This window comes from Allosphingosinicella deserti, assembly GCF_003012735.1.
Classification (GTDB): Bacteria; Pseudomonadota; Alphaproteobacteria; order Sphingomonadales; family Sphingomonadaceae; genus Allosphingosinicella; species Allosphingosinicella deserti.
Map to the genome: position 1 here is coordinate 24,829 of NZ_PXYI01000007.1, position 23,919 is coordinate 48,747.

Consider the following 23,919-nt stretch of genomic DNA (forward strand, 5'->3'; position numbering starts at 1 on the left):
AGAAAGGGTGTCGAATGGCCACGATCCAGCGTTCCGCCAATGTTTCCCGCAAGCTTGTCGAAGTGCAATCCGGACCTGAGTCGATGGCGGTTGCAACCCAGATCACCGGCGACTGGAGAGACAATATTCTGCTGGGCACCGCGGGTGACGACGTCATCGAGGCTCTGGGAGGTCAGGATCGTGTCGAGGGACGCGCCGGCAACGATGTCATCCGCGGGGGAGCGGGGCACGATCGCCTTTACGGCGAGGCCGGGGACGACATCCTCCTTGGCGGTGACGATGCCGACAGCCTCTATGGCGGGGAGGGCAATGATCGCCTGGAAGGCGGCGCTGGTGACGGCAACTGGCTGCAAGGCGGCCTTGGTGACGACGTCGTCATCGGCGGCGACGGTATCGACCTCGTGCTGATCGACGCAGGTTCGGACACCATCACCAGCGGCGGTGGCAAGGACCAGGTCGATTACGTGGGCAGCCTGTCGGGCGATCACCAGGTAATCGATACGGGCGCGGACGACGACCGCGTGCAGATCGACTCCCGCGGCGGGACGACCTTCCGTATCGCCACGGGAGCCGGCGACGATCTCGTCCGCATGGCTCACCTGAGTGGGCAGGCCGAAATCGACCTTGGTGCCGGAACGGACCTCCTCGAGATCAAGGCCGGCGGCATCACTCCAGGCGCCCTCATAACCTTCTTGAACTTCCAGCCTGGTGCCGACGGCGATCGCATCGACTGGATCGACTTCCTTGGCGAGGCGCTTGCGTCGTGGGACCGGTCTACCAACCCGTTCGCAGCCGGCTTCCTGCGGCTTCGCCAGGTGGGGCCGGATGCGGTGCTCGACATCGACACTGACGGTACGGGGAACACGCAGGCCTACCAGACCCTGTTCGTGTTCAAGGGGGCCAATGCCGCCGATTTCCAGTCGCCCAATCTCGGCGGCTTCAACGCGGACGGATCGGAGCATCCGGCCTATTCCAAGATCGGCACCGATGCCGACGAGATCCTCGCGGGCAGCGCGGGGGGCGACACGATCGACGGTGCCGGTGGCAACGACACGATCCGTGGCGCCGAAGGCAATGACCTGCTGCGCGGAGGCGCGGGCCAGGACACGATCGATGGCGAGATCGGCGACGACGTGGTCGAGGGCGGCGAGGGCAATGACAGCCTTCGCGGCGGCCGCGGCAACGACATCGTCAGAGGCCAAGGCGGTTATGATTTCCTGTATGCCGATGCCGGGGCCGACGAGCTGGATGGAGGCGCCGGCGCGGACTGGATTCTGATCCAGGCCGCAGATACGCTCGTCAAGATCGCGCGTGGCGGCGCGGGCGAGGATCACATCAGCATCGAGGCAGGACGCGGCGGCGACTTCGTCATCGACGGCGGCAGCGAGAATGACCGGATCAGTCTCAGCGGTCTCCGCGGCACCGCCGACGTAACCCTGGGGACCGGCGCGGACGTGCTGCTGCTCGATCCGATTGCCCCGGAACTCCTCGCCGGCGACGGACAGATCATCGTTCGCGACTTCCAGGGGGAAGTCGGCGGCGACCGCCTGGAGTTCGCCAGCCTCCTCAAGGCCGCAGCGCCAACCTGGGACGGCACCAATCCGTTCGGATCCGGTTATGCGCGGCTCGTCCAGAGCGGCGCCGATGCCCTGCTGCAATTCGATACGAATGGCGGCGGCGACAGCTTCCGGACCCTCGTCACGTTCCAGGGCCGCAGCATTTCATCTTTCTCCAGCGCCAGTCTCGATGGATTCTCTCCGACGGGCGAGGTGCCGGCAGGTATCACCCTGGTCGGCACGGAAGCCGCCGACACGCTGCGGGGCGGCCTCGGCGGTGACCTGATCGAGGGCCTCGGCGGAAACGACATACTCGACGGAGATGCCGGCAACGACCAGCTTTTCGGAGGCGTCGGCAACGACCAGATGACCGGCGGTACGGGCAACGACCAGATGACGGGCGGTTCCGGCAACGACATCTACTTCGTCGACAGCCTGAACGACGTGGTCGTGGAGTTGAGCGGAGGCGGATTCGACGAAATTCGCACGGGCGTCGGCGCCGCGACGGACATGACCAAGATCTATGTCATGCCGAGCAATGTCGAGGTGTTCACGGGTAGCTCGACCACCGGCCAAGGCGTGCGCCTGAACGGGGGGGACAATTTTGCGCGCCTGGGCGCCGGGAACGATTTCGTCGACGCAGCGACGGGCGGCAACGACAATATCAATGGCGGCGGCGGAGACGACGTCATTCAACTCGGCAACGCCTTCACCCTATTGGATGCGGTAAACGGCGGAGCCGGGCAGGACACGGTTTCGCTGTCGGGGCGCTACGAATTGCAGTTGGAGGGTGCCAACCTCGTCGGGATCGAGCGTCTCGTGCTCAACGGCTCGACGGACTCAGCGGCGCCTAATGCTTACAATCTCATGATGAGCGACGGGAACCTCGGTACTGGGGCGAAGATGGTGGTGTCGGCAGAGACGCTGTCGGCGCGCGAGAAGCTGACTTTCCACGCGCTCAACGAGAGCAGTGGCAGTTACGATATTCGGGGCGGCCTGGCCGGGGATTCCATTTCCGGCGGCGGCGGCGCGGATCTGATCTGGGGCAATCTCGGTGCCGACAGAATTCAGGGCGGATTTGGCAGAGACGTCTTCCTGTATCGCGCGACGAACGAGTCGAAGGTCGAGTCGCGCGACATCATCTTGGCGTTTGAATCGGGTGATCTGATCGACTTGACGGTGATCGACGCTGATCAGGACACGGCGAACGGCGACACCGATTTCCTCTTCATCGGCAGCGAGGCCTTCAGTGGCGTCGCCGGCGAGCTCCGTGCCACAGTTTGGAGCGTCGACAATTCCTCCATCGTCGTGGAGGCGGACACCAGTGGCGACGGCCTGGCCGACATGTCCATTCTCGTGGTGGTGTGGCAGAGCGGTACTCAACCGCATTTGTTGGGTGCGTACGATTTCCTTCTATGATCAGCGGATCGCGGTGGTGCTCCACTGGATCATCGCGCCGGGGCTTTGCTGCAATGATCCAAGGAGGATGCGGACGAATCCTCCGACTGCAGGAGCTCCGCCCATGATTGAGCGGGGTATACGGAGCGTCCCCGGGACGCGGGTCTCGTGACGACTCCGACAGGCGATCGAGCTTTCGGATGCACCTGAGGTCCCGACGTCCCGCACCGCTCACAATGGCCGCTGCACAAAGGCCGCGAAGGGTCATAAGCGCGTCGTAGCGCCCGCTCCGGCGCATGCCCGCAGCCCTGGTCAGGCTGCTGCGCGGATCCGGACGTTCCCAGGCACTCGCCGAGGGAACGACATGGCAGGGCGGACGCCGGACGTTGACACGCACCCGACCAGCAGGGCATCGGATCTCGAATGCCTGCCCATTTGCTCGTGGCGGCGCTGGCACTGTCCACAGCCGCCAAGCCAGCGCCTGCCGCCGCTCTGCCCGACGGTTGGGAGACCTATACCAATGTGCGCTACGGCTTCGCCATCTGCTACCCGGCGAACCTGCTCGGGGCGCAGGGCGAAGCAGACAACGGCGATGGGCAAATCTTCAAGGCAGGAGATGGGGCCGAGCTACGCGCATTCGGCACCAACAACATCTTGAATCGAAGTCTCGCCGCCGAGGCCGTGCAGCAAGTTCGATCCCACATCGGGCGCTACGGGAAGATCACGTACCGAATCTCAAGGCCCGGGTGGACGGTCGTCTCCGGCACCGATGGCGAGTCACAGCTCTTCTACGCCAAGACGTTTGCACGAGAGGGTCAGTTCATTACCTTTAAGCTGACCTATCCGAAGACCGCGGCGCAACGCTACCGATCTGTCGTCGAGCGCCTTTCGCGCTGTTTTCGGCTCACCGAAGGGCGTCCGTAGCAGCCTATTGGCGGATCGCCCGCAAGGCGTCGCATTGCGGTGTCGTCGTCAGGTCGATCCCGTGCCGTCCAAACGTCGCCCTCGCCCGCGCAATGCAAGCATCCGGCGAGCACCGCGGCCTGATTGGTCAGGCGGCGAGAGCGGGTGCGGTGGGCGCCAGTTCCAGGGCAGCAGGTCGCCGAGGCGATAGCCGGGGTGGCCTGCGATGTGGGCGAGGACGTCGGCGGGTAGTTCGATTGAGCTGACATCGGTTCGTTGCCGATGCAGAAGTCACCGCACCGCTTGGCAGGACGGGACGATCATCGCAAAACGATTTTGAGCCTCGGCAACTCCATCTCGGGTCGGCACCAGCGGTTCGTGTTCGCCGATAGGCTTCAACGTGATCCAGGCGGAGGATATGCCTCTCTCCACCAAAGCTGCTTTACCGTCTCAGCACGCATCCCGGATGGTTTCCAGTTAGCACCGGCACGGCCCACCCGATCGGCCCCGCGACGACCTCCAAGCAGCGAAAACCGTTCACGCGAAGGGCTTCCGCGGCGCGCTCGACCGCTGCCAGACCATGCACGTTCAGAGTCGCACTGCCGGGATCGAAGAAGACTGCATAGGGATAGATCGCCTCGGCCGCTCCGGATTGCAGGACCGCGACGCAAGCGGCCAGAGCCAGTACTCGACGGGTCATACTCCTATTTGCAGTGCATCAGAGGAGGATGCAAATAGCCGGAGAAGCATCGCCCGCTAAGCGCGCCGCTGGATCGACGTTCGAGTCTGGCGCACGCCGGCAACGAACTCGGGCTGCTGCGCGGGAGCGGACATCCGCGAAAGCACCCGGCGGCCGCCGGGTCAACGACCGAGGAGCAGGGAAGGGCGGCCTTCAATCAGCGCGGCGAGGGCAACAAGCTTCAGTTCGGCGTCGCCGAAGAGTCTCCGCCCGCAGCGGACGATGGTGCCGGGGGCGAAGGCCCACTCAGTTTTCACGTCGGATTGGACGCAGCAATGCGAGAAACCGACTATGCCCGCCGTCGGTAAACAACTCCCGCCTGACCGCGTGGCAATCATCGGGCCAGCGCCGCGAAATGCAACCGTTGCACGCCCCTAGCGCCGTTCGCCGCCCTCCGATGCAACTGCCTGCAGCGACTTGCCCGACCTAGTGACGCTCCATCACGCCGGCCGCGATGCCGGACGAACCGGATAGAGGAGTCGCTCAATGTCGAAGACCATGATCATCGGGGCGGCCTTCTCCGCCATCGTCATCGCCACGCCCGCACTCGCGCAGGATCAAGGCGGCCCCGCGCATGGCCAGTCGGCCGGTTCAGGCGGCGGCAGCAGCTCCGGCGGCGGGAGGACCGGTGGGGGGGACGCCACCGCAGAGACCTCGCAGCGCGAAAGCCGGAGCAGCCGTGTCGTGGAGCCCCGCCGGACCCCCAAGCGCTCGCAGCGAGCCCAATGCGTCAACAATCTGAAGCAGATCGGCCTGGGGAACCACTGAACAGCGTGCCCGGGAGCGGCTCTCTTCTCAAGAGAGGGGGGAGCCGCCAGTACCGAAAGGAGCCCCTCCGCTTTGCCCATTTCGAATTGCTGATGGAAGGTGGTGAGCGGCGCTGGATGCGCTGTCCGACGTGCTTACGCCCAACGCTTTAGCGCACCTGGGTCCTGATCGTGCAATGGGTTCAGGCAGCGAGGCTATGGAATGGGTCGCGAGCCGGACAACGGTCTCCATCGGGCGCATGCCCTGCGATGGAGTCAGGCTACCGCGCGAGATCCGGCATTCTCGGTGACCGTCTCCATCTGGTGCGGGCCGATGCCGAACCTCCGGCTGAGAACAAGCCGCACGAAATCAGATCTTCGGAGTGTCGGCGAAGCGGTATCTTGGCAGTGCCGGGCTTCCGTCGTTGACGACATATCGCAGATCCTCTGCGAGCCGCGCTTCCGCTTTCGGCCAGTCCTTGATGCTTATCGGCAGTCGTGCAATCTGTTTCATGTCGGGATTATACAGATCCACGTGTGCGAGAGGGAAGACGGCAACGATCACGATTGTGTGTCCAAAACCTGCCAGCTCCGACAATGGATATCTTTTGTTCTTGAAGAGGCGGTGTGAGATGATGGCATCGCCCTCGATGCTCCAATATACGTGTTGGATAGCAATCCCGGCTACCATGAAACCAATCAAGAACAGGCCGATCAAGGCTCCGGACAGAAGTTCCGGCGGTGTCTGGGCTTCTGGATGCGTCGCGATGGCATACATCATCGCAATCAATGCAAATGCTGCACCTAAGCAGACGAACCACCCCAGCGCTCGTTTCGGAAGCGAGGCCCTGAATTCGATCCTGGTGTCCATGCAAGCCGTTCCTTTTGACTGAATCGTGATGCTGGCCGCCGTGCCGTTTAGTGCAGGCTGCGGCCCGGACCCACATTCGCGGGAGCGCCCGGCGATCGCCGGGCAACGACAGGGGAGGGCAGGAAGCCGACATTGTTCAGTCGTCAACCAATGCCGTTCTCGCCCGGTGAGTGGGCTTATGTCTCCTCGTCCGATGGCGTGCAGCATGAAGTAACTGCGCACTGCTGCAGGAACCGTCACAAGCCCCACCAAGATCGTCGTGGCGTAGGGTCGCTCGAACGGATCACCGAACATCAAGAGAGCGAACCAAGCGAACATACAGGCAAAGCCTAGCCATTGCAGGCGTCGTGCCCAAGGTGGCATCCATTTCGGTTCGACAGACTTCACCACCCTGAAATGCCGCACCGAACGAACCTCGGCAATGGGGGGAACCGCAGGACGTTGTCGATCTGGTTCGATCTGGCGCGGAGCGCTGCCGAGGTCAGGCTGCCGCCGGGGAGCCGACGTTCGCGCCCCCCGCCTCGGTCACCAGCACGAACAGCTGAATCGGTTGGAAGGTGACGCTAGGTGAATGAACAATCATAGTAATCGCCCCACAAGTGACGACAGCTTACCAAGTCTCCCTCGAAAAGGTCCCTGATCCGATCGGGCGTCAAGATCCGGCCGGTCCTCGGATCGAAGCCGCGGGCAAGCATGACTTCGCCGGTGGGATCGTAGATTATCCCCGACCAATTATCGAGAATGCCCGCGGGATCGAACGCAATGCGGACCGGGGGCCGACGTCCACCCTGTAGGTGACATCCCGATCTCTTCCGAACCGGACAAGCTTCCCTTCTGATCGAGCCTTCTCGATGATGGCCTCGTAATGTGCTTGCTTGACCAGCAGCCGCGACAAAATCCCTCCGAAGCTGCCTGCGGCAAGGAGAGGCGATGCCAGCGCCGATGTGCAGATAAGAAGGAGCGGAGCCGCGCTGACGACGGCCGCCTTCTTCCAAGGCGTTTGCTTCCAAGGCGTTTGCTTCCAAGGCGTTTGCATGATTCTGGCCAGCTTTATGCCCCTGGCGAACGAAAAGCCGGCGTAGACGAGCAAAAGCAGGGTCGCTGCCGGCAGGACGAGGAGAGACAGGATGAAATCCAACTCGTCCGACCAAGATGAAGCGAATCCAAAGATCAGCGGAATGACTCCGAGCAGCGCAAAGCGTATTGTCGTTCCGATGAAGTAATCCGCCATGGGACCATTCAGCACATACTGGCGGATTTCCGCAATGGGTCGTTGCCGCGAGGAGCACCCCTCGCGATGGCGGGGCGCGATTGTCCGTCTCTCCGGCGCAAGCGGACGCCGCGCTCGTCCACCATTTCCAGCGGAACAGCTGAATCAGGTGCTTGGCTGCTCTTCAGTCAAATTCGGGAAGATCAAAATCCGGCGTTCTCGATGAACATCCCGATCAAACCCACGAGAACCGCAAAGCCGATCACGAAAGCGACGGCCCCAGCAAGTGTTACAGGCGCATCGCTCAGCACCTTTAGCGCCACCAGGAGAGGCAGCACGCGGAGCGCGATAAGGAAATATTCCTTGCCACGTCCTGGGCTGAAGCCGTTTGACGGGCTCCCACTAAGCCGCCTCAATTCCCTGCGTCGCCGCCGCCCATGTCGCCTCTCGTCCGCCATTGCCCCGCACCGTAACAGCGACGTGGGATCGGGAGTGACCGGTCGGAGCCGCTCGCCCGGCGGAATGCAGAGCGCGCGCGCGACATGCCGGGTTTCATCAGACTTCGGATGGTGCGCCGGCCGAGCCTGCCGACGAGGTCTGGGGCGGGACGAAAACTACCATTCGCCTGCGCCGCGCGCGGGCGCTATGCCATCGCCGATGACGAGGTCTGCCGCGGTAGAACGTGCTTATGAACTTGCCCGATCGGGTCAGTGCCGCAGTGTCGCGGCGATCATCCGGCGATTGCCCGACAAGGATCGCGCGGCGGTCGAAGAACATCTGAGAATGCCGGCCGCAAGGCGCGATCTCATCCTGGTTTGCAGCGATGCCTGGCTTGCAGCGGGCTAGCGATGGTGGCGGCGGGCACAATTCGGTGCCGCAGCAGGTGGAGAGCCGACCTCAGCGTTCGGACGCCAATCCAACGCGGGCCAGTCTCAGCAGCTCCGGCAATGCCGTTCGCATAACCGCGATGAGTTTCGCATTCTCCTCGTGTCTACCGTCGGCAGGAACGACGTAGGCGGGAGATTGGACGAGGCAGGCTGCGACCATCTCCTCTCCCGGCCAAGCGCCGGATCGCATGCTTTCATTGCCGCCCGTGTCCTGCCGGGTCGACACCGCGAAGGCGCCCATGCAAGCCTCATCGTCCAGTTCGCGCACGTACCAAGGCCCAGGCGTTGCGGCCTGCTCGAGCGCTGCAAGTTGGTCGAGTTCGTCGGATGTCATGCATCGAGAATAGTCCCGCCGCGAAGGTCCGGGAAGGGGCGGAGCCGGTCGATCCCACAATCTGGCGGGATGATGGCGCCGGCTTCAGACGGCCGCGCATCAGCGGACGTTCGTCATCGACGCGCCTCGTGGCCGCGGGAGCCAGACAGGATGGAACCCCGGACTCCGCTGCCAGGGCGCAAGTCCGTGATGCGGACCGAACACGGGATCGACATCCGCTTCCACGCGGGATGTGCGGAAGCGGATGTCGGGCCTCGTCGCTGTCAGGGCTTTCCAACCTCGGGCGCGGGCACGACGAGCGGCTTGCCCTTCTCGACGATGTAGGTTGCGAGCTCGGCGCCGTTGGTGGTGCCGGGATTATGCGCCTTGTGCGCGACGCCGGCGGGAACGAAGAGAACTTCACCGGCCTTGAAGGTGGCGGGCTCCTTGCCCTCGAGCTGATATTCGAGCGTGCCTTCGATCACGTAGATGACCTCCTCGCCGGGGTGGCGGTGCCAGGGCGCGGTGACCCCCGGGGCGATGTCGATCCGGGCCTGAACAGTTTCCCGGCCCTCGATCGACAGATCGTGGCGCTGGAGATCCGTTCGCTTGACCCCCTGCGTCTGCGCAGCAGCGGGGACGGTGCCCAAGGCGATGAGCGCGACTGCGACCACGGCTTCATATTTCCTGTTCATGGTGTTTTTCCTCCTGATTCGGGCCGATGACGACCCCTGAGACTGGTTTGTGGTCTGGATCGCATAGCCCGTCCTGCGGACAGGCTTTTGACACTTCAATCCGATCGGATCATCGGCATGTTTTCGAGCCTCCGGCCGGGTTCCCGACGCGGCGAGATGGGGTGCGCGACTCCTGTCCGCCGCCGACGATGGCGAGAGCAGGCGAACACCCTCGCGCGAGACGCGCCGAGCGCGACGAGGCAAAGCCACACCGTCATGGTCGGCAGGACGAAGATGAACAACTTCGTCCCGGCAGCGCGAAGTGCGGGCCCGACGGCGGCGTGGAGCGCGAGAACGGTGCCCAATGCTGTTTCACACCAATGTGCAGTTCCGCGCTTCGAACGAGCTGGATAGCGGTTGTCGGCACGACGGGACACAAGCAGAGGCGGGGCAGCTGGCTGGTAACCGGATGTGGCAGATGATAAACGGACGATATGTGGTCGGCAATCTTCTTGCTATGTCTTGCTGCTCCGCCTCTCCTGATGTGGTGGATGCTTAGGGTGCAGCGGCGGGTTCGTGCTCAGTTGCGGGCGCAACGCGTTGAACGGGTTCAAGCAATCGATCCAGCCTATGTCGATGAAATGGGTCACGCGGGCCAAATGTTTCTCGGGCGGGCAAACGACAGCGCACTGCCGCCGACACCGGACCCAGGGGATCTCCCTGGGATCAAGGCAATCGAGGGCCGTCGGTAACGCTGCCCCGCAGCACAGCTCTGAGAGCCTGCTCCGGTTCGAAGCCCTTCGACCCTCTTCGCTGGTGTTCCGGCGTCAAAACTTCGATGTTCGCGAGCGTTCGAGCCGGTCGGCCCTCCCGATTGACTGGGCGGAGATGCGATCGTCCGGCGCGCGCGAACGCCGACATTCGTCGCACGCGTCGCGGGAACATCGGAGGGTGGACGCCGGCCGTTGCAGCTAGGCCTGCGGCTGGTGGCTAGTGGAAGCCGTTTTTGGCTGATCGCGCTCGGCATTTCCCAGGAAGGTGTGCAGGAGCCAGAGGCCTATGCCGATGTCGATGAAGACATCGGCGACGTTGAAAACCCAGTTGAAGCCGACTTCCGACGCATCGAACATGTCGATCACGGCCCCCAGCCACATGCGGTCGATGGCATTGCCGATGCCGCCCGCGATGATGAACGCACAGGCAAGAAATGCCGCCCGCGTTTGTTCGCGGCTCCAGACAAGATAGGCCAGCGCCGACGCGACCGCCACGTTGAGCCCAACCAGCATCCATCGAGTGACCTCGCCAAAAACCGGCATGAGTCCGAAGGCGTTGCTGCGATTGAACACGAGGGTGAGATCGACCGGCCCCGGGAGGGAGATGCTGCTGCTTGCGGTGAGCGCAGAGTAAGCCCAGAGCTTCGTCATCTGATCCACCGTGAGCAGCACGAACACCGCTGCGAGCAGCAGGCCTGACCGGACCCTTCTCGACATCTTCGCATCTCCGCTTCGAGCGAGGCTCTTTGCCGCGAATGTTCGCGTCCGGCCAGCGCAACTCACGTGCCGGACATTGTCCGCATTGAGGCGGGGCGGTTGCGGGCAGCCGGGCCGGACCGGCTGAACCGGGGGGAAAGCGACGCTCGCGAGGCGCTCAATCCTGCTTGAAAAGCCTTGCAAGGAACGCCTTCATGGCCTCCTCCACCTCCTGCGCGTTCGTCTCCCAGATGAAGTGGCCGGCCTTCGGGAGGCGCACCACCTGGGCGTGCGGGTTCACGCGGGCGAAGTCGTCTGCCTGTGTCGCGGTCTCCGCCACACGGCGCCGGTAGCGCTCACCGTCGCAATCCGAGTCGCAACGCGGCGGAACGGCCACGACGGAAAGGATCGGAACGTCGATCTTCGAATAGAGCCGGAAACCGTTCATCACCGCGGCCTGCAACGCCATTTGCGGGCTCGATTGTGACTCGGCGGGACGGTCGGGTGCGCCTTCCAAGGCCTTTTCGTACCAGTCCAGACCGCCGGCGAGCCTGAGCAGGTCACGCCTGAGCTTCGCCACCAACGTTCGGCCGTCGCTCGGCTGCGCGGTCCCGAGGCGCGCGAGGTCGCGCCGGACCTCTGCTGCGATCGGGTAGACAGCCCTCGAGCGCGGGCCGTAGAAAGCCTGCGGTTCTGCGGCTTCGAGGTAGATCAGAGCGCCGATGTCCTGGGGGTAGCGGGTTCCGATCTCGCTGAGTTCCTGGCCGGCGATCGAATGGCCGACGATGATCGGCCGCTTCAGCTCCAGACGCCTGATCACGGTCATGACATCCAGCGCCAGGCGCTCGGGCGTATAATTTTCCTCGATTGCGGGCGGATGACTGGATGCGCCGAATCCCCGCCGCGTGATCGACACCACGCGATGATCGGCGGTGAACTTCTCCGCAAATCCTTCGAAGTCATGCCCAGTCCCGCCGAACCCGGCGAGGAAGACCATCGGCCGACCCGATCCGCCCCATTCGAGCACCTCGAGCGAGACACTCTTCTCGACCTCGACCATCCGGCTGGTCGTGGTCTTCGCCTGCCCCGCGCCGGATGCGCAAAGGAGCAAAGCAACCAAGATCCAAGCGAGCTTCATCACGTCAGTCCTCCCCTTGTGATGCGGACCAGCACAGGCTCATGTCGCACGCACGGCAGCAATCCGGAAATGGTGGGTGATAAGGGTCGGAGCGGGGTGACATCTCGATCTTGTGTCGCCGGCGCCCTGATCAGCCAAACCCGCGAAGCTGCCATCTCGCGCAGACGTCTGGTGATCGCCCCGGACCCGGCGGGGCCGGGTGGCAAGCGTTCAATCCTGCGATAGAGTTCGCGCAAAGGGGTAGCGGTGTCCGAGTTCACGATTCGCCCGGAGAGAGACGATGCCGACCGCGTGTTCATTCGCGGGCTGAACGCACGTCTGAGCGATGTCATCGACGCTCCGACCCATTCCGAAGATGAGGTCGTCGCCTTTCAGGATCGTTTCACCAGCTCCGCCTGGGGAGACGACGCAAAGCCTGGTGCGACATTCATCGCTGTCCGCACCGAGGGTCAGCGGCTTGGCTACGTGCATGTCAGGCGCGGTGTCGACGACATTTCGGACGACGTCTGCGGTTACGTCGCGCTCCTCGCGGTCGTTGCCGAAGTCGAGGGCGAAGGCGTGGGTCAAGCACTCCTCGATGCGGCCGAGGCGTGGGCGAAGAGCATGGGTTTCCGCCGGCTTGCACTGGATGTGTTCGCGAGCAACCAGCGGGGATGCCGCTTCTATGAAAAGGCCGGCTATCGCCCCGAGACGATCCGGCTGATCAAGGAGCTCTGAGCGGAGCCGATCACCGAGGTGCTCGGAGAGCGCGGAGATTGCCCACGGGGTCGAGCTGGCACAGACCGAGGCCCCTGGTCAGACTGAAGCTGGAGCGTTGACCTTCGCTGTCGCAGCTCGGGAGTAGCAGGGTCGTGTGGACTGCAGACCAGCGGCTGCGGCTTCATTCGGACGGCGGGCCGTCCGGATCCGGCACCAGCCCTGATTCCGTGCGGATGAACGCAGATCCTGGCGGGGCGTCCAGCAGCGGGATGATGTCCGGATCGTAGTTGGCGATCGTGTTCACGTCATAGATCCCGTGCTTGTCGGCGTCGTCCATGTACGCGTCGTCCTCGTCGCCGGCGAGAAATGCCCAACCGCTGTCGAACCTGTCGTTCGGAGGGCTACGATACATGTAACCGACCTGCCGGCCTTCGACCGTGATCCTGTCGCTCGCGATGGCTCCGCCGCGGCCGGTCGCCAAGGGACGGATTTGCTCGGCGGACAGTTTGAATTGCTTGCTCATGGACCTGGTGCTTTCGGATCGGGCAGGAGCGTGATGTGTAATGCGGGCGGGGCGAGTCCGCAAAGACGGTTGGGCGCAGAGCCTCGCGCCCTGGGCCTGCGCGGAGCCGCAAACCATGGGATCAGCGGGGCGGAAATGCGCCGCGAGCGGAAGTCTCTCGACCTTGCCGCGCGTGGCGATAAGTTTGGGACAGTCTCAGGGGAGAGCGAGCCATGATTCGTTCGTCGATCGTGCGTACCGGCCTGTCGGCACTTGCCATCATCTGTACGGCACCCGCGGTAGCGGCGCCGCCGCCCGCGCCGATCGAGCCGGTGACCGACGACTATTACGGCACCAAGGTCACCGACGAGTATCGCTGGATGGAAAGCGGCAAGGATCCCCGCTGGATGCCATGGCTGAAGGCGCAGGCGGACGCGTCGCGCACGACGTTCGGCTCGATCCCGGGGCGGGCCCAGTTCCTCAGGGACGCGGAGGCCTTGTCGGGTGCGGTCACCGCCGTGCAGAAGATCGTGCAGGCGGGCGACCATCGGCTGGTGCAGCGTCGCAACGCGGGTGCGCAGGATTCGCTGCTCTATGTCCAGACCGGAAAGGAGGCCGAGCGAGTCCTGATCGATCCTGCAAAAATCGCAGGCGGAGATCAGGTGATCGACTGGTGGCAGGCCTCTCCGAATGGGCGCTACGTGGCCGTGGGTCTTTCGAAGCGGGGCAGCGAGGCGTCGATCCTCCACGTCGTCGAGACGGCGACCGGGCGGCTGTTGCCCGATCGGATCTCGAATACCGATTTCGGCATCTTCGGCTGGCTGCCCGACGAGAGCGGGTTCAGCTACCTGGCGTTCGTTGGCGAGAAGGGCACGCCGAGCTATTACGTCAACAATGCCGCGCGGCTGCACAAGCTTGGGCAGACCGGCGCCGACAAGGTTCTCGTCGATCGCGCCGCACCGCCCGTGCCGCTGCGCGCCGACCAGTTCCAGGGCGTGTTCGTCAAGCCAGGATCGGATACCGCGCTGCTGGGCGTGTGGGACGGCCGAAGCGAACGCGCGGTCTATCGCGCCGACCTGTCCGGAGTTGTCGCCGGCAAACCATCCTGGACGCGCGTCGCCGACTTCGACGACCTGGTCGTCGACCTGAGCTGGGCAGGCGACGCCTTGTGGCTGGTGTCGCGCAAGGAGGACAGCAACGGCCGGCTGCTGCTGACCTCGGCCAAGTCGCCGAACCTGGCGTCCGCCAGAGCAATCGCCATCCCCGGCAATCCGGTGATCGAGACCATCTCCGCGAACAATAGCTCCGTGCTCGTCCAGACGCTGGAGGGCGGACAATCGGCCTTGTGGCGGGTCGGCCGCGACGGGCGCACGCAGCGCCTGCCCCTTCCGGTCAGCGGCACGATCCGCTGGATCGAGGCGGACCCGAGTTCGGAGGCCGCCTTCATCAGCCTGGGCGGCTGGTTCGCGCCGGCAACGCCGTATCGCCTCGACGGGGCGCGGCTGACCGACCTGGGGCTGGTGAAGCCGCCGGCGGCGCTCGATCCGGCGAAATACGAGGCTCGGACGCTGACGGCGACCGCGCGCGACGGCACCAGCATTCCCTATACCGTGCTCGCCCGAAAGGGGATCGAGGCCAATGGGCGCAACCCGTTGATCATCGAAGCCTATGGCAGCTACGGCTATTCGCTGACGCCTTCCTATCGCAGCCAGATGATCCCATTTCTCGATCGCGGCGGCGTCTATGTCGGCGCCAATGTGCGGGGTGGCGGTGAATTCGGCCGCAAATGGCATTATTCCGGCAAGGCGGAAAACAAGGCGAACACCTGGCGCGACGCAATCGACGTCGCCGAGACCCTGGTCAAGACGGGGCTGACCAGCCCGGCGAAGATGACCATCCTCGGAACCTCGGCGGGGGGCGTGATGGTCGGACAGGCCGTCAACGAGCGTCCCGAACTTTTCAGCGGAGCGGTCGCGAACGTCGGGTTCATGAATCCGATCCGCTATGTGTCCGAGCAAAATTTCGCCGACATCCAGGAGTGGGGCGGCCCGATCGCAGATGCGAAGTCGTTCAAGATCATGTACGACATGGACCCGTATCAGCATGTGAAGACAGGGACACGCTATCCGGCGACCCTGGTCGTGAGCGGGATCAACGATCCGCGCGCGGCGACATTCCACGGCGCCAAATATGCCGCCCGGATGGCGGCCGCAACGACCAGCGGAGAGCCGGTGCTGCTGCGCATCGATTTCGACGCGGGGCATGGCGTCGGATCGACCCGCAGCCAGCTCGATGAGGTCTGGACCGACATCTTCAGCTTCGCACTTTGGCAGGGCGGACATGCGGAGTTCGCACCCGTCCGGTAGCAGCGGCGCGTGGGAGACGTTCAAAGCCGCCCGATGTCTCTTGCGGTTCCAAGGCCGAAAGCCTCCGATGAGGCAGACCGGAAAGCCCAAGCTGCCGATCCAGCGGTCGGCAGCCCGGCTGCCGAACGGATGATAGGCGCCCTCGTCGAGCGGCATGGTCGACCTGCCCGACCAGGAGACATGATATTCCATCCATTCGCCACGCCAGACGGCAAGAACGAAGCCGCCGCGCGGCGCGACGCCAAGGGCGGCGTGAGCCTCCGCCGCGGATCGGCCGCTCTTCGCGTCGACGATGAAGGGCCGGCTCGAAAGCGGGGCGCGCGCGGACCATCCACCGATCTCGTCGTCGCTGGGCAACCGGCCACGCTGCGCCCGAAAGGCTTCCACGAAGCCAGTCGCCTTCCTGGAATCGGACGCCAATTGGCGACTGTTGTCGATCGTGTGACCGACCATGTCGGCGGCCCGCAGACGCAATGAGAAGAATGAACGCGAGACAGGCCGCCACAGGAAGGAGCAAGACGGCCCCCAGGCACCGCGCGGTCTCAGCCTTGAAGGCACCATCCATCATCTCGCTCCGCCGCCCGTGAGCGGTGACACCTACTTCGGTTCGCGGTGGTGAAGATGAAGACGAGATGAGGATTCCATCAGCCGCTCAGCCTATCGGTGGCCGGTCGGAGCCGATCCGCGCTCATGATCGTCGGAATGCCTGATCGGGAGCGGATCTCGTCCGATGGACCGTACTCGGCAGGCACCGGTGGGCGGGAACCAGCGGCGGCCCCATGTCCGGCGCCCCGCGCCGGGGGCGGCTTCAGCCTTCCTCCGCCGCCAGCGTGTGCGCGACCAGCGCATTGGCGTGGCCGTGGCCCATCTGGTGCTCGCTCTTCAGCATCGCCACCAATTCCATGTGCCGGGCGGGCAGGCGGCTGCGGATCAGCGCCTGCCATTCGGCAATGGGCTTGCCGTATGTCTTCTCGATCGACGGGAAGTAGGACGCGGGTCCCTTGATCTTTTCATCGGCCACGGGCGGTCATGCTCCTGATAGTGATGTTCGGCAGCATGATTGCGTGCCGACCCACGAACCGCAAGGCCGGAGGATGACCACGATTCCGGCCGCAAGTCGGAATTGGGACGGAGCCGAACTCTGGAGCGGGACGGTGCCGTGCGCACCTATGAGGGGGATCGCTTCCGCCTCCGGGAATAGAGCCTGAACCAGGGACGAGAGCATGATCCACGGATGAGGCCGTTTCAGCCTGAGCCGATCATGCTCTGCGACGCGGCGTACCGAAAGCGGGGAGGGCGATTTCTTCGCGTCTTACGGGGTTTCGGAGCGGCGCGCGGACTCCTAAATGGCCGTCCGCACGTTGTCTCCACGCGTATCCGGGAGTTGCAAGCGGTGGATCCTGCCCACCTCGTCATGCCGAATGGATTGGGCTTCCTCGCTCCGCAGGCCGTGGTCACGGCCGAGCAGCGGGTGCGTGCCGTCACCAATCTGCTGATCGACGCGGCCGCCGGCACGGCGATCGGTGCGATCAACAGCGGCGTGGTGCTGCTCGCGCTGGCGCTGCACATCGGCGCCTCGACGGTGCAGGTCGGCCTCCTCGCCTCGATCCCGCTGATCACCCAGGTGCTGCAGGCGCCGGCGGTCAAGCTGGTCGAACGCGTGCGACGGCGGCGGCTGATCTCGGTGAGTTCGCTGTTTCTCGCGCGGCTCGCACTGCCCTTGTACGCGATCGTTCCGTTCATCGGCGATCGCGACCTCGCGACGGCGATCCTGCTCGCCGCGGCTTTGCTCCATTACGGGCTCAACGCGGTCGCCGCGTGCAGCTGGAACAGCTGGATCCGCGACCTCATCCCCGCCGACGTGCTCGGCGGCTTCACCGCGCGCCGCACTCTGGTCGGAACCGCGGTCAGCGCCGGCGCGACGATCACCGCCGCTTTGGCGCTCGAGCAGGCGGAATCCTCCGCCGCGCTCGGCAACATGATCTTCAGCGGCCTGTATCTGCTCGGATTCGCTTGCGGGCTGCTGAGCATCGTCTCGCTGGCGCGGGTGCCCGAGCCGATGATGGGCCCGCCCGGCCCCTCCGCCTCGCTCGGCAAATTGCTCTGGCAGCCGCTCAGGGACCGCAATTTCCGCAACATCCTGCGCTATCTCGCCAGCTGGCAGTTCGCGGTGAACCTCGCGACTCCGTTCTTCACCGTCTATGTCGTCCGCGAGCTCGGCTTCGGCATGAGCTTCGTGCTGCTGCTCACCCTCGCCAGCCAGATCGCCAACATCATGGTGGTGCGCGGCTGGGGTCAGCTCAGCGACCGTTTCACCAACAAGAGCGTGCTGGCGGCGGCGACGCCTTTGTTCATCCTGTCGATCGCCGCAATGGCCTTTGCCAGCGAGCTCGGGCCGGGGACGCCGCGCGCCGCCTATCTGTTGCTGCTCCACATCGTCATGGGCGCGGCCGGCGCCGGCGTCGGGCTCGCGTCCGGCAACATCGTCATGAAGATGAGTCCGGAGGGGTCGGCGACCAGCTACATGGCGACCAATGCGCTGGTCGGGGCGGTGGCGGCGGGCGTGGCGCCGATCATCGGCGGCTGGACCGCGGATTTCTTTTCGCGGCGGCGGCTGGAGCTCAACCTCGAATGGAAGAGCCCGTCGGGAGTCGACGAACTGCTCGGCGTCGCCTTCAGCCATTGGGAATTCTTCTTCCTGCTTTCGGCGGCGATGGGCTTGTACACGCTCCACCGCCTGTCGGCGATCGAGGAGCAGGGTGCGGTGGCGCCGCGGGAGATCGCCCAGCATGTCTTCTCGTCGGCCAGGAGGACGCTGCGCAATGCGTCGTCGGTCGCCGGCCTGCGCATCGCAGTCAGCTTCCCGGCGGGCGACCTCATCAGGGCGCGGGGGCGGCGGCGCTTCCTGCTCGAGACGGTCTACGAAAAAGCGGGAGCAGGGCGCTACGAGGCCGACCAGAAAGCGGTCGGCACCTTGCTCCAGTCCGCCTTCGACGACCAAGCGCCCGCGCCCGACATGGAGGACATGCTGGCGCGCCTTCGCTGACCGGCGGCAGCGACGCGCTCCCGTGACGCAATGCGGCTCTTTGCTGGTTGGTTGGCTGACCATCGTCGCGCGTGATCGACGCTTTCGGCTCTGCAAAGCCCTGAGCGGGGCATGGCAGGTCAGGCAGGCCGCCGCGCAAACGAAAAGCGCGCGCCGTTGCTGGCGCGCGCTTCCCCTTGGTAGCCGGAGAAGGTCGGCGCGGCGGGGGCTCCGCCGCGCCGTCCTAATTCAGGCGCCCTGCATGCTGTGCTTGAGCTGGCTGGCGCGGTCGTGACCGCGGCGCACCGACTGGTACGCGCGTTCGATCACCGCGCGGGTCTCGGTCGAGAGCTGCTCGTCCTGGAGCGCGGTTTCGTATTTGTCCTTGATATAATCCTCGCCGCGCTCGACCTCCTCGATCACCGCCTTGTCGCTGCCGCCGGTGAAAGCGGTCTTGAGATCGACGAAGCGGCGATGAACGTCGGCCTTGAGCGAGCCGTCGTCGTTGGGCGTTCCGCCGAGCGCGCGAACGCGCTCCTGAAGGGCACCGACCGCTTCGCGGCGCTCGCTGCCGAATTCGCGGAACATGGTCGCGAAGGTGCCGCTTTCGCTGTCCTCCGCCGAGCGCTCGAAGCCGTTGGCGCTGTCGATGGTGGTGGTGATCAGGGTATTGAGCACGGTCACGTCATGATCGCTGTTCAGCATCACGGGAATCTCCATTCTTGATTCAGGAAGTGACGCGACAACGATCATGGTGCGCGGAAGGTCCCGGCGATCTGCGACTTGCCGATGTGACGGGGCGGGCATGCGGTGGATGCCGGTGGAAAGCGGGTCTTTGCAGGACGCCGCGCCAACTCGGCCGACCGCGCTCTCGGCCTCGCCTGAAGCAGGATGGGGGCGGCCTAAAGCAGGATGGGAGCGTTTCAGTCCGCGGCGACGACTTCCATCAACGAGGCAATGCGGCCGATCGGCGAAACGGTGCGCAGGGCGAGTCCCGCTTGTGCGAGCAGCGCCGAATGCTCTTGCAAGGTCCGGCAACCGCCGCCGGTGGCGGACATCAGGATCGCATCAATCAAGGTTGCGTGCAGCTCTGCAACGCTGTCCCCGGACACCGGCTCGACGATCAGCAGGCGTGCCTCGGAGGCCAGGACCCGGCGGCAATTCGTCAGGATGCGAACCGCGTCGGACTCGGGCCAGTCATGGATCACGTGCGCGAGCAGGTAGATGTCGCCGCCCGCCGGAACCGACTGGAAGAAGTCTCCGCCGAGAACCCCGCAGCGATCGCCGAGGCCGACGGCCTCGAGGCGTTCCTTGGCGACTGGCGCCGTAGGCGGGCGATCGAAGAGCAGGCCGCGGAGGTGGGGATGCGCCCGGAGTATCGCCTCCAGCAGAAGGCCGGTGCTGCCGCCGATGTCGACGACGAGGCCGGCATTCGAAAAATCGTAGCCCGCGGCGACGCCTGCGTGCATGCCGGCGTGAAATCCCGCCATGGCGGCGGCGAGCGCCTCGGCGCGGGCGAAGGAATTCGCCTGGTAGAGCGGCCGTTGCCGCCGGGATTCGAGCATAGGCTGTCCGGTGCGCAGGCTTTCTCCGAGATTGCCTGCCGCCTCCCACATTCCGGATCGGGAGAGCATCCGCACCGCGGCGGCGGCACCGTGCTTGCGACCGGCGCGAAGCGCCTGACCGAGGGCCCCCAGCGCGAAGACACGCTCCGCCGGTTCGACGAAGACGCCGTGGACCGCAAGCAGCCGCAGGATGCGAAGCATTGCGCGTTCGTCCATCGCGCTGGCGGCCGCGATTTCGACGCACGAGAGACGACCGTCCGCGATCATGTCGGCGAGGCCGAGATCCACGACGAGATGAAGCGCCCGCGCGGCATAATGGCCGCCGGCGATTTCGACCACCCTCAGCGCGGCTTCCGCCACCGCATCGTCCTGTGGTGACGAGTCCTGATCCGTCATCGGTGTCGCAATCCCGTTACCATGGTTCGGCTGAGGCGCGGCCGGATCGCATTCCGTTTCGACATGCGCGTACGAGACGGGACGTTGCGTCGCGGCGACGCGTCAGCAGGCATTACAGGCGCATGACGCCCTTGCGTGGCGCGCGCAGGCCCAGCGTTTCGGAGGTGAGCTGCGCGCCGGCGGCGAGCAGGGCCTTGCGGCGGCCTTCCGGATTGGTGCTCATCTGTGTGCGTTCGAACGGCAGGAAGCGCTCGAAGGTGGGATGTGCGAGCGCGCGTTCGACGAAGCCTGCGGTGCGAGGCCATCGCCCGGCATCGACTTCGAAGCCGGCGTAGAACGCATTGCGGAAGTAGGTTGCGATGGAAATGTCGGCGAGCCCGAACGTTTCGAACAGCCAGCCGCTCTCCGGCAGCTGGCCCTCGAGATAGTCGAGCGCGGCCGGCGCATCCACTTCGAGCGTGCGTGCGATCCGTTCTTCGTCGCCCGCCTCGCCCCAAACCGCCTTGTGGACGAACTTCTGGTAGAACAGGCCCCAGATGAAGACGTCGCCGAGCCGTGTGTCGGCATATTCCTCCAGCCAACGCGCCCGCGCGCGGTCCCGTGTGTCGGCGGGCAGCAACGGATGGCCGGGATAGGCCTCGTCGAGATAAGCGCAGATGACCGAGGAATCGCACAGGGTGACATCGCCGTCGATCAGCACCGGAATGCGCCGCAGCGGGCTCAGCCGCTCGAACTCGTCATTGCCGAAGAAGGGCGTGATCGGATCGATCTCGAAGGTCAGGTCTTTGAGCGCGAGGCAGGCGAGCACCTTGCGGACGTAGGGACTGACATAGCTTCCGATGATCTTCATGCGCGTGCCTTTTCTTGCGAATGGGTCAGCTTAGCATCGCGCCAAGCCTGAGGGCGAGTGGGGCGGCCCGTATGCGCCGGCATTGCGCGCTCAATCGAAGACGATCTCGCCGGAATGCGCAAAGGCATCGTGAATGTCCTTCGCAATGATGCGCCCGAGCGAGAGCTCGGGCAATGCATCCGGCGGGAAGAAACCGACGTCCAGCGTCTCCAGCCCCGGCTGCGGCAGCGCCCGATCGAGGCGGTCGCAAAGGAAGAACATCTTGTAGAAATCTCGCGCGTCCGGTTCGTAGGGACGCTTGGCCTTGTGGCGGAGGCTGTAGAGGGTGCGGGCGCGGACCTTGACCCCGGCTTCTTCCTCGATCTCCTTGACGACGTTCTCCGATGCGGAGCGGCCGACATCGGCAAAGCCCCCGGGCAGGGTCCAGCGTCCGTCGCTGCGCTCCCGAACCAGCAGGATCTCCCCGCCTTCGATCACCGCGCCGCGAACGTCGACCTTGGGGGTCGCATAGCCCTGCGCGAAGTCGGAGAGGAGAGTGGGTATCCGGTCGATCGGGACGTTGCCGATGTCGGCGAGCATGGCATGGGCGATTTCCGCGATTTCCTGGTAGCGCTCGCGATCGAACGGATCGCGGCAGAAGCCGAGTCCGGTCGAAGCGATCGCCTGCAGGCGCTTGGCGCGGCTGAGCCAGAGATCTTCCATCGGCGGATGCGTCTCCTTCGGCGGGGCATCGGGCCGGCCGTTGCCCGTCTGCTTCTATTCACGCGGCGACTTCGACACAATCGCGCCGACACGTTCGCCTTTCCAAAGCCCGGACATTCTGAAATCATTCGAGGGTGCCGCGCCCGGTCGCGGCACGAAAGGGGGGACGATGCGGGGAGCGATCGGACTTTGGCGCGCGCTCGATCAGGCACGGGCGCGCAATCTCGAAGCCGCAGGAGAGGCGCCGGCTGCGGTCGGTCGCGACGGGATCAGCCGCCGCACTCTGCTCGCCGCGCTGGGCGGAGGCGCGGCCGGGCTGGTGCTGCCACGCAGTCCGGCCTTTGCCCGGGCGCAATCGCGACGCAAGGTGATCGTGATCGGCGGCGGGCTTGCCGGCCTGACCGCGCTGCGGCGGTTGCGCGCGCTCGGCGCCGACGCGACATTGTACGAGGCGCGCCAAGCGATCGGCGGCCGCACGCGCAGCGTCACCGGCGTGTTCGCACCGGGATATGCGTTCGACGAAGGCGGACAATTGGTGAATTCCGACCATGGCGAGATGCGCCGCCTGGTCCGCGATCTCGGCCTGCGGCTCATCGATCGCAGCGCCGCCGGGGGAGGCCGCGAGGTCCAGATCGGCCGGGACGGCGCTGCCGTGCCGGAGGCGGCGCTCGCCGAAGCCCTGCGCGGGATCGCAGCGACGATCACCGCCGATTCCGATCGCCTGGACCGCGACTATGAAAGCGTCGCGCGGGAGATCGATGCGCTGTCGGTCAGCGCCTATCTCGATCGTCACGGCCTTGCGCGGGGTGACGCGCGCGATGCGCTGGAGGCCGGGGTCCGGACGGAATACGGGCTCGAGCCGGAGGAGGCGTCGGCGCTGGAATTGCTGTTCAACCTGCCCACCGTCGACGGCCGGAGGCTTACCCGCCTCAGCCTCTCGGACGAGCGTTATCTCGTCGAGGGCGGGACCGGCCGCGTCGCGGAGGCGCTTGCCCGGCCCATGACGTCGTCGATCCGGACGGGCAAGCGGCTCGACCGGATCGAGATGGTCGGCGGGACAGTCCGTCTGCGTTTCACAGACGGAGAGGAGGCCGATGCCGACCGCGTCATCCTTGCCTTGCCGGCCCCGTTGCTTCGCGAGATCCGGATCGACGCGCCGCTGCCGCCGCTCTGGCGCGAACTTATCGACGAGGTCCGGCTCGGCGCCAACGAGAAAGTGATCGTCGGCTACGATCGGCAGCCCTGGCGCCACACGCTCGGCGGCGACGGTGCGATCTGGGCGAGCGAGGGCTTTTCGGAGGCCTGGGACGCCGCGTCGGCGCGGCTGGGCGCGGCCGATCGTCCCGGCGCGCTGACCTACTTTCTCGGCGGCGCGCAGGTCGCGGCCGAGGCCCGAACCGACACGGCCGTGCTGCGCGATCGCTACACCGCGATGGCGGCGCGCGTCGTACCCGGGCTGCCGCAGCCCAACGGCCGAGTCCGCCGCACCCGCTGGGGTGACGATCCGCTGACGCGCGGCGCCTATATCGGCTTCTGCCCCGGCCAACTCACCCGCTTCGGCAGCCTGCTGACGGTCGAAGAGGAGGGTCAGGCGGCGCGTGCCAGCGGTGCGGGGCCGCTGCTGTTCGCCGGCGAGTGGCTGTCCGACGCCTGGCCCGGTTACATGAACGGTGCGGTGCAGACCGGCCGGGTTGCAGCCGAGGCGGCGATGCATGTCTCCCAGGTCGCGCTTCGTGGAAGCGGTGCTGCGGCGCCGGGCGATACGCTGAATGCGGGGTGGGCGGCTTCTGATCCGATCAACCCTGTCCTCTCAAGAGGCCGGGCATCCGGATGCCTGGATACGCACTTGCCCGGAGTTCCGGGCCTGGTGACGGATCGTTAATGTCGTGATCCGAAAGCGGGGCGATTGG

The 23,919-nt window shown here is 65.4% G+C and carries 19 protein-coding genes; 8 read left to right on the plus strand and 11 right to left on the minus strand.

The annotated features are described in order from the left end of the window. Nucleotides 1-14 precede the first annotated feature (14 nt). The 3 genes from C7I55_RS19515 to C7I55_RS19530 all read left to right on the plus strand — a co-directional run bounded on the left by C7I55_RS19515 (nucleotide 15) and on the right by C7I55_RS19530 (nucleotide 5,364). On the plus strand, nucleotides 15-2,975 hold the full coding sequence (locus C7I55_RS19515; protein ID WP_269845226.1) for a calcium-binding protein: 2,961 nt from the start codon (nucleotides 15-17) through the stop codon (nucleotides 2,973-2,975). A 402-nt stretch (nucleotides 2,976-3,377) separates the two neighbouring features. Beyond that, nucleotides 3,378-3,878: a hypothetical protein gene (locus tag C7I55_RS19520; RefSeq protein ID WP_106514715.1), complete on the plus strand. Its 501-nt coding sequence runs from the start codon at nucleotides 3,378-3,380 to the stop codon at nucleotides 3,876-3,878. A 1,204-nt stretch (nucleotides 3,879-5,082) separates the two neighbouring features. Beyond that, nucleotides 5,083-5,364 (plus strand): hypothetical protein, encoded by a 282-nt coding sequence (locus C7I55_RS19530; protein WP_106514717.1) that lies wholly within the window; start codon nucleotides 5,083-5,085, stop codon nucleotides 5,362-5,364. 348 nt (nucleotides 5,365-5,712) lie between these two features. Here C7I55_RS19530 and C7I55_RS28260 read toward each other — a convergent pair whose 3' ends face one another. The 5 genes from C7I55_RS28260 to C7I55_RS19565 form a co-directional block, all read right to left on the minus strand. Beyond that, nucleotides 5,713-6,213 (minus strand): hypothetical protein, encoded by a 501-nt coding sequence (locus C7I55_RS28260; protein ID WP_106514718.1) that lies wholly within the window; start codon nucleotides 6,211-6,213, stop codon nucleotides 5,713-5,715. 718 nt (nucleotides 6,214-6,931) lie between these two features. Then, nucleotides 6,932-7,444, minus strand: coding sequence for a hypothetical protein (locus C7I55_RS19540; protein ID WP_106514719.1), 513 nt, complete (start codon nucleotides 7,442-7,444; stop codon nucleotides 6,932-6,934). A 1,463-nt stretch (nucleotides 7,445-8,907) separates the two neighbouring features. Further along, nucleotides 8,908-9,318: a cupin domain-containing protein gene (locus C7I55_RS19550; RefSeq protein ID WP_106514721.1), complete on the minus strand. Its 411-nt coding sequence runs from the start codon at nucleotides 9,316-9,318 to the stop codon at nucleotides 8,908-8,910. A gap of 950 nt (nucleotides 9,319-10,268) precedes the next feature. After that, complete coding sequence (gene lspA, locus C7I55_RS19560; RefSeq protein ID WP_106514723.1) at nucleotides 10,269-10,787, minus strand: signal peptidase II; 519 nt, start codon at nucleotides 10,785-10,787, stop codon at nucleotides 10,269-10,271. A gap of 157 nt (nucleotides 10,788-10,944) precedes the next feature. Continuing rightward, the gene (locus C7I55_RS19565; protein ID WP_106514724.1) at nucleotides 10,945-11,904 is read right to left on the minus strand and encodes an alpha/beta fold hydrolase; all 960 of its coding nucleotides are present in this window, start codon (nucleotides 11,902-11,904) and stop codon (nucleotides 10,945-10,947) included. Between the two features lie 246 nt (nucleotides 11,905-12,150). Here C7I55_RS19565 and C7I55_RS19570 point away from each other — a divergent pair, with 246 nt between their 5' ends. Further along, nucleotides 12,151-12,621, plus strand: a complete 471-nt coding sequence (locus C7I55_RS19570) for a GNAT family N-acetyltransferase (protein ID WP_106514725.1) — start codon at nucleotides 12,151-12,153, stop codon at nucleotides 12,619-12,621. A gap of 163 nt (nucleotides 12,622-12,784) precedes the next feature. Here C7I55_RS19570 and C7I55_RS19575 read toward each other — a convergent pair whose 3' ends face one another. Further along, a complete protein-coding gene (locus C7I55_RS19575; RefSeq protein WP_106514726.1) occupies nucleotides 12,785-13,126 on the minus strand; it encodes a DUF2185 domain-containing protein in 342 nt (113 codons plus the stop codon). Between the two features lie 212 nt (nucleotides 13,127-13,338). Between C7I55_RS19575 and C7I55_RS19580 the strand changes: the two genes are divergently transcribed. Together C7I55_RS19580 and C7I55_RS19585 are read left to right on the plus strand one after the other, a co-directional pair. Further along, nucleotides 13,339-15,471 carry a prolyl oligopeptidase family serine peptidase gene (locus tag C7I55_RS19580; protein WP_106514727.1) on the plus strand — a complete coding sequence of 711 codons (2,133 nt, stop codon included), beginning with the start codon at nucleotides 13,339-13,341 and terminating at the stop codon, nucleotides 15,469-15,471. Between the two features lie 180 nt (nucleotides 15,472-15,651). After that, nucleotides 15,652-15,948 (plus strand): hypothetical protein, encoded by a 297-nt coding sequence (locus C7I55_RS19585; RefSeq protein WP_106514728.1) that lies wholly within the window; start codon nucleotides 15,652-15,654, stop codon nucleotides 15,946-15,948. Between the two features lie 331 nt (nucleotides 15,949-16,279). On the opposite strand, the gene C7I55_RS19590 is transcribed toward C7I55_RS19585, so the two are convergent. Beyond that, the gene (locus C7I55_RS19590; RefSeq protein ID WP_106514729.1) at nucleotides 16,280-16,492 is read right to left on the minus strand and encodes a DUF4287 domain-containing protein; all 213 of its coding nucleotides are present in this window, start codon (nucleotides 16,490-16,492) and stop codon (nucleotides 16,280-16,282) included. A 372-nt stretch (nucleotides 16,493-16,864) separates the two neighbouring features. Between C7I55_RS19590 and C7I55_RS19595 the strand changes: the two genes are divergently transcribed. Continuing rightward, nucleotides 16,865-18,517, plus strand: coding sequence for an MFS transporter (locus tag C7I55_RS19595; RefSeq protein ID WP_158266510.1), 1,653 nt, complete (start codon nucleotides 16,865-16,867; stop codon nucleotides 18,515-18,517). Between the two features lie 228 nt (nucleotides 18,518-18,745). Here C7I55_RS19595 and C7I55_RS19600 read toward each other — a convergent pair whose 3' ends face one another. The 4 genes from C7I55_RS19600 to C7I55_RS19615 all read right to left on the minus strand — a co-directional run bounded on the left by C7I55_RS19600 (nucleotide 18,746) and on the right by C7I55_RS19615 (nucleotide 22,009). Beyond that, nucleotides 18,746-19,201 (minus strand): PA2169 family four-helix-bundle protein, encoded by a 456-nt coding sequence (locus C7I55_RS19600; protein WP_106514938.1) that lies wholly within the window; start codon nucleotides 19,199-19,201, stop codon nucleotides 18,746-18,748. A 218-nt stretch (nucleotides 19,202-19,419) separates the two neighbouring features. Further along, entirely contained in the window at nucleotides 19,420-20,457 is a 1,038-nt protein-coding gene (locus C7I55_RS19605) for a methyltransferase (RefSeq protein WP_106514731.1), read from the minus strand. Between the two features lie 112 nt (nucleotides 20,458-20,569). Beyond that, nucleotides 20,570-21,307, minus strand: coding sequence for a glutathione S-transferase family protein (locus C7I55_RS19610; RefSeq protein WP_106514732.1), 738 nt, complete (start codon nucleotides 21,305-21,307; stop codon nucleotides 20,570-20,572). 90 nt (nucleotides 21,308-21,397) lie between these two features. Then, nucleotides 21,398-22,009, minus strand: coding sequence for an NUDIX hydrolase (locus tag C7I55_RS19615; protein WP_106514733.1), 612 nt, complete (start codon nucleotides 22,007-22,009; stop codon nucleotides 21,398-21,400). Between the two features lie 169 nt (nucleotides 22,010-22,178). Here C7I55_RS19615 and C7I55_RS19620 point away from each other — a divergent pair, with 169 nt between their 5' ends. Continuing rightward, nucleotides 22,179-23,891: a flavin monoamine oxidase family protein gene (locus tag C7I55_RS19620; protein WP_146151089.1), complete on the plus strand. Its 1,713-nt coding sequence runs from the start codon at nucleotides 22,179-22,181 to the stop codon at nucleotides 23,889-23,891. The last annotated feature ends 28 nt before the right edge of the window (nucleotides 23,892-23,919 follow it).

Coding starts and splice junctions, on each gene's coding strand:
- C7I55_RS19515 (WP_269845226.1), top strand. CDS start 15: ATGGCCACGATCCAGCGTTCCGCCAATGTTTCCCGCAAGCTTGTCGAA.
- C7I55_RS19520 (WP_106514715.1), top strand. CDS start 3,378: ATGCCTGCCCATTTGCTCGTGGCGGCGCTGGCACTGTCCACAGCCGCC.
- C7I55_RS19530 (WP_106514717.1), top strand. CDS start 5,083: ATGTCGAAGACCATGATCATCGGGGCGGCCTTCTCCGCCATCGTCATC.
- C7I55_RS28260 (WP_106514718.1), bottom strand. CDS start 6,213: ATGGACACCAGGATCGAATTCAGGGCCTCGCTTCCGAAACGAGCGCTG.
- C7I55_RS19540 (WP_106514719.1), bottom strand. CDS start 7,444: ATGGCGGATTACTTCATCGGAACGACAATACGCTTTGCGCTGCTCGGA.
- C7I55_RS19550 (WP_106514721.1), bottom strand. CDS start 9,318: ATGAACAGGAAATATGAAGCCGTGGTCGCAGTCGCGCTCATCGCCTTG.
- lspA (WP_106514723.1), bottom strand. CDS start 10,787: ATGTCGAGAAGGGTCCGGTCAGGCCTGCTGCTCGCAGCGGTGTTCGTG.
- C7I55_RS19565 (WP_106514724.1), bottom strand. CDS start 11,904: ATGAAGCTCGCTTGGATCTTGGTTGCTTTGCTCCTTTGCGCATCCGGC.
- C7I55_RS19575 (WP_106514726.1), bottom strand. CDS start 13,126: ATGAGCAAGCAATTCAAACTGTCCGCCGAGCAAATCCGTCCCTTGGCG.
- C7I55_RS19580 (WP_106514727.1), top strand. CDS start 13,339: ATGATTCGTTCGTCGATCGTGCGTACCGGCCTGTCGGCACTTGCCATC.
- C7I55_RS19585 (WP_106514728.1), top strand. CDS start 15,652: ATGATATTCCATCCATTCGCCACGCCAGACGGCAAGAACGAAGCCGCC.
- C7I55_RS19600 (WP_106514938.1), bottom strand. CDS start 19,201: ATGCTGAACAGCGATCATGACGTGACCGTGCTCAATACCCTGATCACC.
- C7I55_RS19605 (WP_106514731.1), bottom strand. CDS start 20,457: ATGACGGATCAGGACTCGTCACCACAGGACGATGCGGTGGCGGAAGCC.
- C7I55_RS19610 (WP_106514732.1), bottom strand. CDS start 21,307: ATGAAGATCATCGGAAGCTATGTCAGTCCCTACGTCCGCAAGGTGCTC.
- C7I55_RS19615 (WP_106514733.1), bottom strand. CDS start 22,009: ATGGAAGATCTCTGGCTCAGCCGCGCCAAGCGCCTGCAGGCGATCGCT.
- C7I55_RS19620 (WP_146151089.1), top strand. CDS start 22,179: ATGCGGGGAGCGATCGGACTTTGGCGCGCGCTCGATCAGGCACGGGCG.